11 protein-coding genes and 1 pseudogene are annotated in these 16,851 nt (G+C 32.6%); all 12 read left to right on the top strand.

Annotation, left to right across the window (positions count from 1 at the left end; all coding sequences use genetic code 11):
• The first annotated feature begins 35 nt into the window (after nt 1-35).
• The 12 genes and pseudogenes from TDE_RS02005 (at nt 36) to TDE_RS02060 (ending at nt 16,845) form a co-directional block, all read left to right on the top strand.
• The gene (locus TDE_RS02005) at nt 36-1,307 is read left to right on the top strand and encodes a clustered-type lipoprotein (RefSeq protein WP_010692167.1); all 1,272 of its coding nucleotides are present in this window, start codon (nt 36-38) and stop codon (nt 1,305-1,307) included.
• A 10-nt stretch (nt 1,308-1,317) separates the two neighbouring features.
• A pseudogene (locus tag TDE_RS02010) lies at nt 1,318-2,542 on the top strand (hypothetical protein).
• A gap of 104 nt (nt 2,543-2,646) precedes the next feature.
• Nucleotides 2,647-3,915 carry a clustered-type lipoprotein gene (locus TDE_RS02015; protein WP_010956735.1) on the top strand — a complete coding sequence of 423 codons (1,269 nt, stop codon included), beginning with the start codon at nt 2,647-2,649 and terminating at the stop codon, nt 3,913-3,915.
• 3 nt (nt 3,916-3,918) lie between these two features.
• Nucleotides 3,919-4,422 (top strand): bacteriocin-type signal sequence, encoded by a 504-nt coding sequence (locus tag TDE_RS02020; protein WP_010956736.1) that lies wholly within the window; start codon nt 3,919-3,921, stop codon nt 4,420-4,422.
• Between the two features lie 159 nt (nt 4,423-4,581).
• Entirely contained in the window at nt 4,582-5,793 is a 1,212-nt protein-coding gene (locus tag TDE_RS02025; protein ID WP_002681456.1) for a lipoprotein, read from the top strand.
• A 109-nt stretch (nt 5,794-5,902) separates the two neighbouring features.
• Nucleotides 5,903-7,186 carry a clustered-type lipoprotein gene (locus TDE_RS02030; protein ID WP_002681458.1) on the top strand — a complete coding sequence of 428 codons (1,284 nt, stop codon included), beginning with the start codon at nt 5,903-5,905 and terminating at the stop codon, nt 7,184-7,186.
• 11 nt (nt 7,187-7,197) lie between these two features.
• A complete protein-coding gene (locus TDE_RS02035; RefSeq protein ID WP_010956738.1) occupies nt 7,198-8,385 on the top strand; it encodes a clustered-type lipoprotein in 1,188 nt (395 codons plus the stop codon).
• Nucleotides 8,386-8,395: 10 nt separating this feature from the next.
• Entirely contained in the window at nt 8,396-9,682 is a 1,287-nt protein-coding gene (locus tag TDE_RS02040) for a clustered-type lipoprotein (RefSeq protein ID WP_010956739.1), read from the top strand.
• Nucleotides 9,666-11,510, top strand: a complete 1,845-nt coding sequence (locus TDE_RS02045) for a hypothetical protein (RefSeq protein WP_010956740.1) — start codon at nt 9,666-9,668, stop codon at nt 11,508-11,510. The genes TDE_RS02040 and TDE_RS02045 overlap by 17 nt, the downstream gene beginning before the upstream one ends.
• A gap of 70 nt (nt 11,511-11,580) precedes the next feature.
• Entirely contained in the window at nt 11,581-12,846 is a 1,266-nt protein-coding gene (locus TDE_RS02050) for a clustered-type lipoprotein (RefSeq protein ID WP_002685101.1), read from the top strand.
• Between the two features lie 3 nt (nt 12,847-12,849).
• The gene (locus TDE_RS02055) at nt 12,850-14,673 is read left to right on the top strand and encodes a hypothetical protein (protein ID WP_010956741.1); all 1,824 of its coding nucleotides are present in this window, start codon (nt 12,850-12,852) and stop codon (nt 14,671-14,673) included.
• A 6-nt stretch (nt 14,674-14,679) separates the two neighbouring features.
• Nucleotides 14,680-16,845: a peptidase domain-containing ABC transporter gene (locus tag TDE_RS02060; RefSeq protein ID WP_002681480.1), complete on the top strand. Its 2,166-nt coding sequence runs from the start codon at nt 14,680-14,682 to the stop codon at nt 16,843-16,845.
• The last annotated feature ends 6 nt before the right edge of the window (nt 16,846-16,851 follow it).

A 16,851-nucleotide genomic window follows, 5' to 3' on the forward strand; every position in this document is an offset into this window, starting at 1 on the left:
TAAATTATGAAACTCTAAACATGGAGAATTCCTTAATGCAAAAAGACAAATTAAAACTCATTTTTATCTTAATGTTAGCGGTTCTTTTATTTTCTTGTACAAAAGAAATAAAAGAACCGGCAGAAGAGCGGAACTCTGTAGTTAAAAATGAAGTTATGGAAAAGAAACCCTTATTAATACTTGAGCATACCATTCCTTCAAAAGAAGAAGATGATGAAGATATTGATTTTACTGAAGAAGAACCTCCGATTGTATTAACCGACGAAAACACTCCTAAAACAGAGCTTATAAAATTACTGGAAAGCAAAAAAAGACATGCCTGGAGTCTACATAAAATCCAGTTAGAAATAGATATGTACGATGTTCATGGAAATTCGTATGAAGAGTTTGAAAAAAGCGGTATTGACTATCTAAACAGACAAAAAAATACAGAGATAGTCAAAGTTGATTCGGATAATAAAAATATTTATTGTAAGCAGACATTAAACCTTCCAAGTGGAAAAGAATTAATATATGATGCTGTTTATACTTTTTATCCATATCCGAAAAATTTTGCTTATACAAATTATGAACTAAGAGATAAACCAATAATAGCATACCGGCATGTACCGGAAGCAAAAAGAGTACATGGAAAAATAACGGAAGCTGCAAAAAACCCAAACAAAAATAAAAATATTAAAATATTTGAAAGATACATAAATAAATACACTAAGGAACATCGGCATAAAACGGGTGACAAACCGTATAAGGTATTTGATTATGTAAAAGGAAACTTCACCGGTTCAGGAAAAGATGAATATATAGTTTTGTTTACGGCTCCTTTTACTAAATCTGAGTTGGAAGATGGGATATTTCTTTTGGAGTATAGCTATATAAAATATGTCGAGTGTTTTATCATGGAAAACGATAAAGTAATTAAAATGTATAAACTCCCGGGGCATTGGGGGCATGTTGTACCGAGGGATAAAACAAAAATAGATTTGGGCGAGCAATTTTCTTTTGGGTGGATTGCAGATTTTAATCAAAACGGAATAAACGAGATATTTGTTCACCGCAAAGAGGTATTCGGTTCAAGTTTTTTCTCAATAGAATTTATTGATAATAGATTTGTTGAAATACCTATCACTAATCGAGGAGATATTCTTAAATCGGTTGACTGGGAACAATCTAAAATAGTAGTTGAAACTAATCCATTTCGGTCACTGGTATTGGATTCTAAAGATACCAGACCTAAATATTTTGCAGAATATCAGTGGTGTGAAAAAGAGCATTGTTATGTTCTTTTATCAAATAAACAATATAAGTAAGGATGTTATAATGAAAAAAAACAAATTAAAACTTATTTTTATCTTAATATTAGCGGCTTTTTTATTTTCGTGTTCTAAAGAAATTAAAGAACAGAAGCCTGAGGAGACAAAAGTTGAATCATCTGCAAAAACAGAGCTTCCGACTCAAGAAACTCAGGCAAAAGAAGAAGCCGATTTAAAAACTAAAAATTTGACAGAAAAATTAGCAGAAGAAAGTAAAACTTATCTTTTAAGAAATCTTAACGGCGGACCAAGCAGCGGATTTATGTCGAGGAGCACTCCATATCGTTCAAATGATGAACACTATTACAAGGAAGGAAGTTTGCTCTTTTATAATTTAAATATAAATGACACTTATGACGAAGTTGTATCAAAACTACGGAAGTTTGGCGTAGACGGATTCTATCCTGCCTCAATAATTATGCCCAAAGAATTGCAAGAACTTGGTTGTAAAGCATATATACCCGATGATTCATCTTATAAAAGAGACTTAAGTAATGATTTTTATATAATTTTCAAAGATAATAAAATAATAAGATTTATAAAATATCAAGCGGAACATACGGCGTTTGAGAAATTTTATAATGCCGGCACTTCTAATAAATTAACCATAGTTGATGATATGAAAACAGATTCAAGCGGCTATGATTATTATAAAAAGGAAATGGGAGGTGTTATTTATCATAATCAGCATTACTTGCCTACAGCTTTAACTACAGTAGTTATGACAAGAGTCGGTTATGAATCTTATTTTGAAAAAGCAGATAAAATTGCAGATGAGATTTTTGAATTTGGTGATTTATATTTTTACGGACTTAATATCAAAGATAATATTGAAATAGTCAAACAAAAAATGAATAAATTCAATGTAGATTATGAAGATGAATTCTTTTCTTATCATTCGACTTCTGTAAATCTTGATGATTTTATTTATGCACTTAAAACCAAAAAAAAAATCTGATTGGGTTGCCTGTTGCGGAAACAAGATAGTTTTATTGGATGTATATACAGACGAAGAAGATTCATATATTTTAATGCAGTATTTTAAAAGAAAATATCCTCTCATCAGTGCCGACGATCCTTTTTATTATTGTTGCGGCACTATGATGGGCCCTTATATATTTATTTTAAGGCGGCTTGAAGGTTACGGCAGTGATAGAGATGAAAAAGATTATTTATTTTCATTAAATCTTGTAAATGCAGGTATATTTAATTATGGAGGAAGCGAGAGATGAATATAACTAAAAGTAAAAAGAGGTTATCTGAAAAAGAATTTAAATATAAAACACTTGACGGTTTTTATGTATAGATGTTAAAATCTTAAAGCATGGAGGTTATAGTGAAAAAAAACAAATCAAAACTTATTTTTATCTTAATGTTAGCGGTTCTTTTATTTTCGTGTTCTAAAGAAGTTAAAGAACAGAAGCTTGTTGAAGCAAAAGTTGAATCATCTATAAAAATTGAACCGAAAGAAAATGAATTTTTATCAAAGCCCGAATATAACACGCACGTGAAGAGTCCTGAACAAATTAAGGAATTAGAAGAAAAATACAAAAGAAGTAAAGCATACGAGGAAAGTCTTAAACAGCTTAGAACCGAGCTTGATAAGAAAGAAGACATCCTAAGATATAAATGTCCGGTATTTATGAGTATTGATAATCTGGCACAGCAAAAGGCTTCGGCACTTTATAGTCATGCAGATAATCTTGACTTTATTCATTTTTATGAGGTAAAAAAAGATGGTGAATTTTGCTATTGTAAATATAAAGCTCCTACCCAAAACGGAGGAATTCTTGATTATCAGGTTACCTATAAGTGGTATAACATTGAACAGATGTATCTTCCTCTCTCTTATGACCTTTTAAGTGAGACTAATATGGTAAAAATAAATGACGAACTTATAGAAAACCAAGTGCACGGCTCTTTATATGGTATGGAAAACGATGAAAAAAAAGATGAAATGATAAAACTGTTTGAAGATTACGAAAATACACGATATCCTTTATATCTTGAGGTTGTCAATACGGATTGGGACACGGGGGTCAAAACTAAGAAATATAAACAGTATGATATGCGAATACTTGATTATGTAAAGGGGAATTTTACAAACTCAGGATATGATGAATATTTTGTTATGTTTTATGAAGAGGACCCTGATCCGGAAATATATGATCAGTTTATAGAAAGAGTGAGATGTTTTGTAGTTGATGAAGATAAGATAATCAAAGATTACTATATTACTGTTCCTAGTGCATCATTTTTTCCACCGCATATTGAACGAGGCGGTCTTTTTGGGTTAAAAAATTTTGGATTTGAGTTTTCTCAAGGGTGGGTGTCGGATTTTAATCAAAACGGTAAAAATGAAATATATTTTGTAACTCATTTTAGCACAGGTAGGAATTTCTTATTTATAATTGAATTCAATGGCGAGTTTTTTGTTACCGGTTATGTATATGGTAATGATTACGATATAGTAGGTATTGATTGGTATAAAAAAAAGATTATAATAAAAGATGAGTCGAGGAGCGGTAAATGGATAGATGATTATCAATGGAATGATACTTTAAAAGAGTTTATTTTATTAAAAAGAAAATATAGGAGGGATTAAAAAATGAAAAAATTTATTAAATTGACGGATGAAGAGTTGTTAAAAATAAACGGAGGAGGAGAAATTAATGATGCTATAGATGATGAGGTAGTATTATCGAGAAAAAGGCGTATTAATCTTGAAAAGTCTCAAGATACTGTACGGGAAGCTGCAATTTATCGGCCTTATGCAAAAGGAAATTTTGACTATGAAGGCGCCGCAGAAGGTGTAACATGGTGTAACCAATCAAGTTATGATGTAATGGAAGCTACCGGTGTACATATGAAACCATTTTATGGGAAACCGGATGGGTATAAAGGAAAAGAAGGGCAAAGAGGCGCAGGATATTGGGTTAATGCAAATACAGCCTGTAAAAATGTTGAAAATTATATAGATAAATATGCAAAAGAATGGGTTAATGCTAAGATAAAGGAGGTTGGATTAACAAATATAGAGGCGGAATTTGATTATATAGGGCCGAACTCGGTTAAAAATTATAATGAAGCTTATACAAAAAAGTATAACTAATTATCCGCCTTACAGCCTATAACAAGTTTAAATGTTGCAGGGTTCCCTGTAAATGATACTGCAATAAAAGAAGATCCGTTTGGGGTGTAAAAATTTCCATCTAAAAGACTTGACAACTGTTATATACGGATGTTAAAATCTTAAGATATGGAGGTTATAGTGAAAAAAGACAAATTAAAACTTATTTTTATCTTAATGTTAGCGGCTTTTATATTTTCGTGTTCTAAAGAAGTTAAAGAACCTGCGGAAGAACAGAAGCCTGTCGAAGCAAAAGTTGAAACATCTACAAAAACAGAGTCTCAGTCTAAAGAAACTCAGGCAAAAGAAGAAAAAACGGAAACAAAAGAAGTTATAAACGAAACACCCGCTAAAAAAGCCGAAAAAGAGGGGCTTAAATATCTTTCCGATGAAAAGCACTATATGGCAAAGGGAAGTTTATTATTTTATAACTTAAATATAAACGATACCTATGAACAGGCATTAGCCAAATTAAAAGATTTTGGAGTTAACGGTTTATATTCTACAGCAATGATGCCTAAAAGCTTACAAGAGATGGGCTGTAAGGCTTACATTCCTGATGATAAGACTTTAGAAGAAGATTCAAGTAATGATTTTTATATAATTTTTAAAGATGACAAAATAATAAGATTTATCAAATTTTTTGCTTACAATCTGGGATTTTATAAATTTTATCTTCCTGATTTAGAATATATCTACCCTAAAATATGGGAATTAGAAGAATCAAGCGGGAAGGGGTATACATATTTTGAAACACCGGATTATTATTCACACACAGCGGAAAATAATGTTATTTATCGAAATGAGATATACTATCCGACAGAGGCGACAACCATTATAATGACCAGAGACGGGTATAAAACTTATTTTGAAGAAGCCGATCGAAGATCCGACGATATTTTGGAACTTGGCGATTTATATTTTTATGATCTTCACATAAAAGATGATATGGAAACAATAAAAACAAAACTTTTCAACAATTACATTATTTATAAAGGGGCGGGTTTTTCACCAGTTTCTGATTTGTATTATTCTGTTTATAAGGATAACCCGGATGGTTTTGAAAGTAGGGATGAAGAAGTCTGCGTTTGGTGGTATAAAGGTAAGGTTATACATTTTAGGACCCGATCTTCTGATGAAGATACATACATATTAATGCATCATTTTCAAAGAAAGTACAAAGTTTTTGAAGGGCCCGGATATACAGGTACATGTTATGGCACTAGAATGGGTAGATATAAATATAATGTTTGGGTAAGGAAGGGTAAGGATTTTATGTTTACAATGGAAGATGAAACAGCATATATAGAAAATAAATTATGGAGGTTGAAGTATAAAAATAAAAAGTATTGAGATGAATATAACTAAAAGTAAAAAGAGGTTATCTGAAAAAGAATTTAAATATAAAACACTTGACAACTTCTATATATAGATGTTAAAATCTTAAGGTATGGAGGTTATAGTGAAAAAAGACAAATTAAAATTTATCTTTATCTTAATATTAGCGTTTCTTTTATTTTCGTGTAAAGCTTCTGATACAAAAAGCGGCAGAGAAATGCGAATAGAAAAATTTTCTAAAATGATAGAAAGTAATAAAATATCAGGAGTATCAGGGAAGGGAAAAGAAGATGAGTTTGTAGGAACTCCTTTTGTATTAGATGACTATGATTTGGTATACATTCAAGCATTGTATACAAGGACGAATATAGGAAAAGATAACAGGATTTATTATACCGATGTTGAGGTTATAAAATTCGAAAGAGAAAAAGAAATAGAATGCAGACAAAAAAGAACGGCTAAAAACGGCAAGGATTTTTTTTATAGTATAAAATATGAATGGGATAAAAGAGCAAAAAAATTCGTAAATACAAAATACGAACTTGAGCAAGAGTTAAACATAGGTGTAATTGATGAAAAAATAATAAAAGAGCAAGTACACGGGATTGTAATAGAATCAAAAGAAGATCCCGATAGAGAAAGCTTAATACCTATGTTTGAATCATATATGACAAAACTTGATAAAAATGATAAATATCATTATACATATTATGTGTTGGACTATATAAGAGGAAATTTTACAAATTCGGGATATGATGAATATATAGTTTTTTTTACCAATGATTCTAGAAAAGAGATGGAAGAAGCCGGAGAGCATCATCCTAATTTTTATAGTAAGGATGGAAAACTATCTGATATAACATGGAAAAATAATATATGCGATATAGCTTGTTTTATTGTTGAAGGTAGTACATTTAAAAAAGTATATAATATTTATTTTAGAGGCAGTATTTTTTTACCTGCTTATGAAAAAAGTTCAAGCCTATATGGTTCGTTGAATCCGAGACAAATGCCTTATATAACTAATTTCGGTAAACAATTTTTTCAAGGGTGGGTAGCCGACCTTAATCAAAACGGAATAAATGAAATATATATATATTTTCCATGGAAGGGTACTGTACGTATTACTATGGCCGAATTTATCGATAAAGACTTTGAATTTAAGTGTATAGAAATTTTAGGAGATGAATTTAACAATGTAGATTGGCATAAAAAAACTTTTAACGGTAACTATTACAGTATAGAATTGAGAGACGACACCTACGGTATAATATGGTATAAAGAAATCTTTCAATGGAATGAAGATGATGATAACTATTGGCTTCAGTCATGTAATATATCTCCGAATAGGTCATATAAGATGTCATGGGATTGGACTAAAGATGATTGGGTAAATATAAAATATTAGGGGCAATTATTGTGAAGCTAAAAATATCTTTAATAATCTTAGCCGGTATTCTTTTATTTTCGTGTTCTAAAGAAATTAAAGAATCGGCAGAAGAGCGGAAGTCTGTAGTTACAAATGACGTTACTGAAGAAGAACCGCCGATTGTACTGACCGATGAAAACACACCTAAAACAGAGCTTATAAAATTACTGGAAAGCAAAAAAAGACATGCCTGGAGTCTGCATAAAATCCAGTTAGAAATAGATATGTACGATGTTCATGGAAATTCGTATGAAGAGTTTGAAAAAAGCGGCATTGACTATCTAAACAGACAAAAAAATACAGAGATAGTCAAAGTTGATTCGGATAATAAAACTATTTATTGTAAGCAGACATTAAACCTTCCAAGTGGAAAAGAATTAATATATGATGTTGTTTATACTTTTTATCCATACCCGAAAAATTTTGCTTATACAAATTATGCACTAAGAGAAAAACCCGTAATAGCCGATAGGCAAGTACAGGGATCAAAAAAACTTCATGGGAAAATAACAGAAGCCGAAAAAGATATAAACAAAGATAAAAATATTAAAATATTTGAAAGATACATAAATAAATACACCAAGGAATATCGGCATAAAACGGGTGACAAACCGTATAAGGTGTTGGATTATGTAAAGGGTAATTTTAGTAATTCAGGAAAAGATGAATATATAGTTTTATTCACGGCTCCTTTTACTAAATCTGAGTTGGAAGATGGGATATTTCTTTTGGAGTATAGCTATATAAAATATGTCGAGTGTTTTATCATGGAAAACGATAAAGTAATTAAAATGTATAAACTCCCGGGGCATTGGGGGCATGTTGTACCGAGAGAAAAAACAAAAATAGATTTGGGCGAGCAATTTTCTTTTGGGTGGATTGCCGATTTTAATCAAAATGGAAGGAATGAAATATTTGTTCACCGCAAAGAGGTATTCGGTTCAAGTTTTTTCTCAATAGAATTTATTGATAATAGATTTGTTGAAATACCTATCACTAATCGAGGAGATATTCTTAAATCAGTTGACTGGGAACAATCTAAAATAGTAGTTGAAACTAATCCATTTCGGTCACTGGTATTGGATTCTAAAGATACCAGACCTAAATATTTTGCGGAATATCAGTGGTGTGAAAAAGAGCATTGTTATGTTCTTTTATCAAATAAACAATATAAGTAAGGATGTTATAATGAAAAAAAACAAATTAAAACTTATCATTATCTTAATATTAGCGGTTCTTTTATTTTCGTGTTCTAAAGAGGTTAAAGAACAGAACTCTGCAGAGACAAAAGTTGAATCATCTGCAAAAATTGAACCGAAAGAAAATGAATTTTTATCAAAGCCCGAATATAACACGCACGTGAAGAGTCCTGAACAAATTAAGGAATTAGAAGAAAAATACAAAAGAAGTGAAGCATATGAAGAAAAACTTAAACAGCTTGGAGCCGAACTGGATAAGAAAGAAAAAATCCTAAACTATAAATTCCCTACAGGTATTACTATTGATGAATTGGCACAGCAAAAGGCTCCGGTATTGTATAGTCCGGCAGATAACCTTGAGTTTATTCATTTTTATGAGATAAAAAAAGATGGTGAATTTTGCTATTGTAAATATAAAGCGCCTACTCAAAACGGAGGAACTCTTGATTATCAGGTTACCTATAAGTGGTACAACATTGAACAGATGTATCTTCCTCTCTCTTATAATCTTTTAAGTGAGAACAACATGGGAAGAATAAATGAAGAGCTTATAGAAAACCAAGTACACGGTTCTGTATATAGTATGGAAAACGATGAAAAAAAAGATGAAATGATAAAACTGTTTGAAGATTACGAAAACACACAATATCCTTTATTTAAGGAAGTTGTGCATACAGATTGGGATACGGGAGTCAAAACTATAGGATATAAACAATATGATATGAGAATCCTTGATTATGTAAAGGGGAACTTTACAAACTCAGGATATGATGAATACTTTGTTATGTTTTATGAAGATGATCCTGATCCGGAAATATATGATCAATTTATAGAAAGGGTGAGATGTTTTGTAGTTTCTGAAGGCAAGATAATAAGTGACTACTATATTAGTAATTCCGGCGGTTTTTTTTATCCAGGTCTTAGTAATGATAAACTTTCTGAAGTGGAAGCTTTCGGGTTTAAATTTTCACAAGGGTGGATAGCCGACTTTAATCAAAATGGAATAAATGAAATATATCTTGCTGCTTTTTTTAATATAGAAGGCGGCGGGCTATTAATGGTTGAATATAATGATGGATCTTTTGTTACTGGTTATGTATATGGTGATCGTTACGATATAGTATCTGTTGATTGGTATAAAAAAATAATTATAATAAAAGATAAGTCGGGAAACGGTGAATGGATAGATGATTATCAATGGAATGATACTTTAAAAGAGTTTATTCTATATAAAGAGCAAATATTAGGAGGATTAAGAAATGAAAAAAATTATTAAATTAACTGATGAAGAGTTGTTAAAAATAAACGGAGGAGGAGAAATTAATGATGCTATAGATGATGAGGTAATATTATCGAGAAAAAGGCGTATTAATCTTGAAAAGTCTCAAGATACTGTACGGGAAGCTGCAATTTATCGGCCTTATGCAAAAGGAAATTTTGACTATGAAGGCGCCGCAGAAGATGTAACTTGGTGTAATCAGTCAAGTTATGATGTAATGGAAGCTACCGGTGTACATATGAAACCATTTTATGGGAAACCGGATGGGTATAAAGGAAAAGAAGGGCAAAGAGGAGCAGGATATTGGGTTAATGCAAATACAGCCTGTAAAAATGTTGAAAATTATATAGATAAATATGCAAAAGAATGGGTTAATGCTAAGATAAAGGAGGTTGGATTAACAAATATAGAGGCGGAATTTGATTATATAGGGCCGAACTCGGTTAAAAATTATAATGAAGCTTATACAAAAAAGTATAACGAGTTATACGCTGAAGGTAAAGCTGACTGTCCTATACAAGAAATTACTGTTGAACAGGCTCAAGATTTGGCAAATCAAGGATATACGGTAGTTGCCATGTGGGAAAATCCCCCAAAGAAACTAAAGAACGGTAAAATCATCCAAGGAAGCGGACATATTTCGACTGTACGCCCGGATCTAAATTATGATAAATATAAAAATAATCCAAAAATAAGTAATGTAGGAGGTTTTAATGAGATAACAGATGTAGTAAAAGGATTTGGTTTGGATGATTATCCTGATAGGACTGTTAAATATTACTATGATCGCAATCAAACCTTTAGAGCAAATGAAGGCTTTGAAAGATACGGGCTTGCTTATAATGACTTAACAGGAAAACAATCTATTTCAATACATGATTCTACTTATGATGAAAATAATTATATAAATTATGGAAAAAGAAAAGCAGAAGAAAATGAATATCTTGGAAAATTAAAAGAAGAAAGACTTGAAGAACTAAAAAATTCTGTTATGTTTTCTGAATTCAGAACAAAAGAGGATGTCTTTCCTTTTCCTATTGGAATGGTTACAAATACGGCCAAATATATAGTTGACAATCTAGATTCTATTGATAGAAGAGCTAAGGAATTAAGAAATAATAACATGACTTTATTATCAATAATAAGAAAAGGAGATAAAAATGTAGATGATGTTCTTTTAGGAAGAATAACAGCCGGTGATTATATTGAACAGAAAAAAGCGGAAAGAGCAGCACAAGAAAGAGCAATAGCCGAAGCCGAAGCAAAACGGATAGCAGAAGAAAAAGCGGCTAAAGAAAAGGCTGAAAAAGAAAGGCTTGCGAAAGAGGAAGAAGAGCGGAAGAAAAAAGAAGCTTCCGATAATTCCGATTCTGGCAGAGATTCTAACGATTCTGATGAAAATACTGATGAGTCTATAGATGACCATGAAGATAATGATGAAGGAAGTGTAACTACTCCACCTGAAAATACCGGCGATGGAAATCAAACACCTCCTACAGATGGTGACGGCGAAAACCCGGCTCCTCCTAATGAGGACTCCTCTCCCGGAAACGGAGGCGGTGGAGGAAATAACGACGGCAGTAAACCTAAGCCTCCAAAAATTCCAAAACCTGGCGATATGATACCTCTAAGTATCGATACAAACAATGAATATTATTTAGGCTCGTTATACGGTACAAAACCTTTTAGTGCACAAGAATCAAGTGCATTTAATTCTACTATTATAAGTAATGAATTATCCGCCTTACAACCGATAACAAGTTTAAATGTTGCGGGGCTTCCTGTAAACGATACTGCAATAAAAGAAGAGCCGTTTGGGGTGTAGGGAATTTAAATATAAAACACTTGACAACTTCTATATATAGATGTTAAAATCTTAAGGTATGGAGGTTATAGTGAAAAAAGACAAATTAAAACTTATTTTTATCTTAATATTAGCGGCTCTTTTATTTTCGTGTTCTAAAGAGCTTAAAGAACAGAAGCCTGAGGAGACAAAAGTTGAATCATCTGCAAAAATTGAACCGAAAGAAAATGAATTTTTATCAAAGCCCGAATATAACACGCACGTGAAGAGCCCTGAACAAATTAAGGAATTAGAAGAAAAATACAAAAGAAGTGAAGCATATGAAGAAAAGCTTAAGCAGCTTAGAACCGAACTGGATAAAAAAGAAGATATCCTAAGATATAAATGTCCGGTATTTATGAGTATTGATAATCTGGCACAGCAAAAGGCTCCGGCACTTTATAGTCATGCAGATAATCTTGACTTTATTCATTTTTATGAGATAAAAAAAGATGGTGAATTTTGCTATTGTAAATATAAAGCTCCTACTCAAAACGGCGGAATTCTTGATTATCAGGTTACCTATAAGTGGTATAACATTGAACAGATGTATCTTCCTCTCTCTTATGACCTTTTAAGTGAGACTAATATGGTAAAAATAAATGACGAACTTATAGAAAACCAAGTGCACGGCTCTATATATAGTATGGAAAACGATGAAAAAAAAGATGAAATGATAAAACTGTTTGAAGATTACGAAAATACACAATATCCTTTATATCTTGAGGTTGCTAATACGGATTGGAAGACGGGGGCCAAAACGGAGGGGTATAAACAGTATGATATGAAAATCCTTGATTATGTAAAGGGGAACTTTACAAACTCAGGATATGATGAATATTTTGTTATGTTTTATAGGGATCATCCGAATCCTGAAATAGATGATCAGTTTATAGAAAGAGTGCGATGTTTTATAGTTTCTGAAGATAAAATAATTAATGACTACTATATTAGTAATTCCGGAGGTTTTTTTTATCCGGGGCTTAGGTATGATAAACTTTCTGAAGTGAAAGATTTCGGCTTTAAATTTTCACAAGGGTGGATAGCCGACTTTAATCAAAACGGAATAAATGAAATATATCTTGCTGCTTTATTTGATATATACGGCGGAGGACTATTAATTATTGAATATAATGATGGATCTTTTGTTTCCGGTTATGTATATGATAATCGTTACGATATAGTAGGTATTGATTGGTATAAAAAAATGATTATAATAAAAGATAAGTCGAGGAGCGGTGAATGGATAGATGATTATCAATGGAATGATACTTTAAAAGAGTTTATTTTATTAAAAAGAAAATATAGGGATGATTAAAAAATGGAAAAATTTATTAAATTGACGGATGAAGAGTTATTACTGGTAAGAGGCGGAACGGATAAAGAAAAATATAATTCTGTGGGTGAAATTGTAAGAAGAACTAATTTAAAATATGCACAGGATGTTGTGCGTGAAGCGGCAATTTATCGGCCTTATGCAAAAGGAAATTTTGACTATGAAGGTGCAGCAGAAGATGTAACTTGGTGTAACCAATCAAGTTATGATGTAATGGAAGCTACCGGTGTACATATGAAACCATTTTATGGGAAACCGGATGGGTATGAAGGAAAAGAAGGTCAAAGAGGCGCAGGATATTGGGTTAATGCAAATACAGCCTGTAAAAATGTCGAAAATTATATAGATAAATATGCAAAAGAATGGGTTAACGCTAAGATAAAGGAGGTTGGACTAACAAATATAGAGGCAGGGTTTGACTATATAGGGCCGAACTCGGTTAAAAATTATAATGAAGCTTATACAAAAAAGTATAACGAGTTATACGCTGAAGGTAAAGCCGATTGTCCTATACAGGAAATTACTGCTGAACAGGCTCAAGATTTGGCAAATCAGGGGTATACGGTAGTTGTTATGTGGGAAAATACAGAAACTGATAAAAAAGGAAATAGATATAGCGGTCATATTTCTACTGTACGCCCGGATCTCGATAAGAATACGCCGACTACAGACCCTCAAATATCAAATGTGGGCAGTAAGAATGAACTTAGTACCGTAAGTAAAAGCTTTCAAAAAGGATTTGAAGACGGAACTGTCAAATATTACTATGATCGCAATCAAACCTTTAGAGCAAATGAAGGCTTTGAAAGATACGGGCTTGCTTATAATGACTTAACAGGAAAACAATCTATTTCAATACATGATTCTACTTATGATGAAAATAATTATATAAATTATGGAAAAAGAAAAGCAGAAGAAAATGAATATCTTGGAAAATTAAAAGAAGAAAGACTTGAAGAACTAAAAAATTCTGTTATGTTTTCTGAATTCAGAACAAAAGAGGATGTCTTTCCTTTTCCTATTGGAATGGTTACAAATACGGCCAAATATATAGTTGACAATCTAGATTCTATTGATAGAAGAGCTAAGGAATTAAGAAATAATAACATGACTTTATTATCAATAATAAGAAAAGGAGATAAAAATGTAGATGATGTTCTTTTAGGAAGAATAACAGCCGGTGATTATATTGAACAGAAAAAAGCGGAAAGAGCAGCACAAGAAAGAGCAATAGCCGAAGCCGAAGCAAAACGGATAGCAGAAGAAAAAGCGGCTAAAGAAAAGGCTGAAAAAGAAAGGCTTGCGAAAGAGGAAGAAGAGCGGAAGAAAAAAGAAGCTTCCGATAATTCCGATTCTGGCAGAGATTCTAACGATTCTGATGAAAATACTGATGAGTCTATAGATGACCATGAAGATAATGATGAAGGAAGTGTAACTACTCCACCTGAAAATACCGGCGATGGAAATCAAACACCTCCTACAGATGGTGACGGCGAAAACCCGGCTCCTCCTAATGAGGACTCCTCTCCCGGAAACGGAGGCGGTGGAGGAAATAACGACGGCAGTAAACCTAAGCCTCCAAAAATTCCAAAACCTGGCGATATGATACCTCTAAGTATCGATACAAACAATGAATATTATTTAGGCTCGTTATACGGTACAAAACCTTTTAGTGCACAAGAATCAAGTGCATTTAATTCTACTATTATAAGTAATGAATTATCCGCCTTACAACCGATAACAAGTTTAAATGTTGCGGGGCTTCCTGTAAACGATACTGCAATAAAAGAAGAGCCGTTTGGGGTGTAAGGAGCCGTGTTTAATAAAAAATCCAATTTAACCGTGGTCTTGCAGCAAGATACTCAGGACTGCGGTCCTGCCTGTCTTGCAACTCTTTGCAAATATTACGGGAAAAGAATACCTATTTCTTATATACGCAAAATAGCAGGTACGGATAGAGGCGGTACCTCAGGATACGGAATTGTTCGCGGTGCAGAAGAATTAGGATTTTCATGTCAGGGAGCTTTAAGTCCCGAAAAAGAATTTTCCGAGGACATCGTCTTCCCCATAATTACTCATTTAAAAAGAAATGATTCAGAACATTATGTTGTAATTTTTAAAATTAAAAAAGATAACGTAATTATAGGAGACCCTGCTTCAGGGCTTTTGAAAATACCTATAAGTGAATTTAAAAAAGAGTGGAGCGGTGTCTTTTTTGTTTTAACTCCTCAAGAAAAATTTAAGTTAAATAAAGATTCAGGCAGTATTTTAACCCGTTTTTTTTATCTTTTAAAGCCCCATAAAAAAATAGTAGGCGAAGTTCTTACGGCAAGTATACTCTTAAGTTTTTTAGGTATAATCGTTGCTTTTTATTTTCGGTTTTTGGTTGATGAAGTTTTATATTCAGGTACAAAAATAACGCTTAACTTGGTTTCTTTAGGATACCTTGTTGTAATTATTTTTCAAACGCTGTTAAATATTTCGCGTAATCAACTTATGCTTCATATGAGCAGTAAGATGGAAGCTGCTTTAAGTTTTGAATACTTTGACCATGTTATTCATCTTCCGATGGATTTTTTTACTACACGCAAAACAGGAGAGGTCCTTTCCCGTATTCATGATGTAAATACTATAAGACAGGTTCTGTCTTCTACAGGAATGAATATTATCTTGGACTCTCTAATGTTGGTTGTAGGCGGAGCTTTTTTATGTGCATCGGGCGGTATACTCATGCTGATTGCCGTTATTCCGGTTATTATTTCCGCTATTGTAATATGTTTTTTTGTGCAGCCATATAGGAGAATGATAAAAGAAAAGGCCGTAATAGATGCCGAAAAATATTCGGGTATGGTAGAGTCCATAAACGGAATAGGAACGGTAAAGGCTCTTTCAAGTGAAGATCTTGCATTTGAGCGAACCGAGGTAAAAATGGTAGATTCCGTAAATAAGGGGATTGAAATAGGTACGCTTGCAAATATAGAAAATGCCGTGCAAATGACTCTCTCACAGCTTGGAACTTTAGGCGTTTATTGGGTAGGCAGTTTTAAAATATTAACCGGAACTATGAGCCTCGGGCAGTTGATAGCATTTTCTATTTTATCGGGATATTTTTTAGGCCCCTTAGGGCGTTTATTAACCTTACAACCCACTTTACAGGAAGCCTTTGTTGCAGCAAACCGTCTTTCCGAAATACTTGATATGCCTATCGAAAAAACAACCTATTCGGGAAAAACTAAAATAGAAAATATAGAAGGTTCTATCGACATTAAAGACCTTTGTTTTGCCTACGGTTTACATGGTAATACATTAGAAAATATTAATTTAAATATAAAACCCGGAATGAAAATTGCTTTTGTAGGAGCCTCCGGTTCAGGCAAAACAACACTTGTAAAACTGCTTATGAAATTTTATAATTTTCAAAGCGGGGAAATCCTTATTGACGGTTTAAATATAAAAGATTTGGAAACCGAATCGTATCGTAAACTTATAGGTTATGTACCTCAAGAAGTTCTATTATTTTCAGGTTCAATTCGAGAAAATATTTTATGGGGAAACGGGTTTTTACCTGAAAATGCCTTGTATTATGCTGCAAAAGTTTCCCGCTCCGATGCTTTTATCAATAAGCTGCCCGATCGTTACGAAACAATTATAGGAGAACGGGGAGCAACTCTTTCGGGCGGTGAACGGCAGCGTATAGCCTTGGCCCGTATTTTACTTAGAGAACCTAAAATACTGATACTTGATGAGGCGACTGCAAGTTTAGATGCTATTACCGAAAAAGCTATAATGAACACAATTGAAGAAATAATTGAAAATAAAACTACAATTATTGTTGCTCACAGGCTTTCGACAATTATAAATTGCGATAAAATTTTTGTTTTTGATGGAGGTAAAATAAAAGAAGAAGGAACACATAAAGAGCTTATTTTAAAAAACGGAATATATACCGATCTTTGGAATGCTCAAAATACAGGTGTTTAACTTTTA

The organism is Treponema denticola ATCC 35405 (assembly GCF_000008185.1).
Classification (GTDB): Bacteria; Spirochaetota; Spirochaetia; order Treponematales; family Treponemataceae; genus Treponema_B; species Treponema_B denticola.

Coding starts and splice junctions, on each gene's coding strand:
- TDE_RS02005 (WP_010692167.1), top strand. CDS start 36: ATGCAAAAAGACAAATTAAAACTCATTTTTATCTTAATGTTAGCGGTT.
- TDE_RS02020 (WP_010956736.1), top strand. CDS start 3,919: ATGAAAAAATTTATTAAATTGACGGATGAAGAGTTGTTAAAAATAAAC.
- TDE_RS02040 (WP_010956739.1), top strand. CDS start 8,396: ATGAAAAAAAACAAATTAAAACTTATCATTATCTTAATATTAGCGGTT.
- TDE_RS02045 (WP_010956740.1), top strand. CDS start 9,666: ATGAAAAAAATTATTAAATTAACTGATGAAGAGTTGTTAAAAATAAAC.
- TDE_RS02055 (WP_010956741.1), top strand. CDS start 12,850: ATGGAAAAATTTATTAAATTGACGGATGAAGAGTTATTACTGGTAAGA.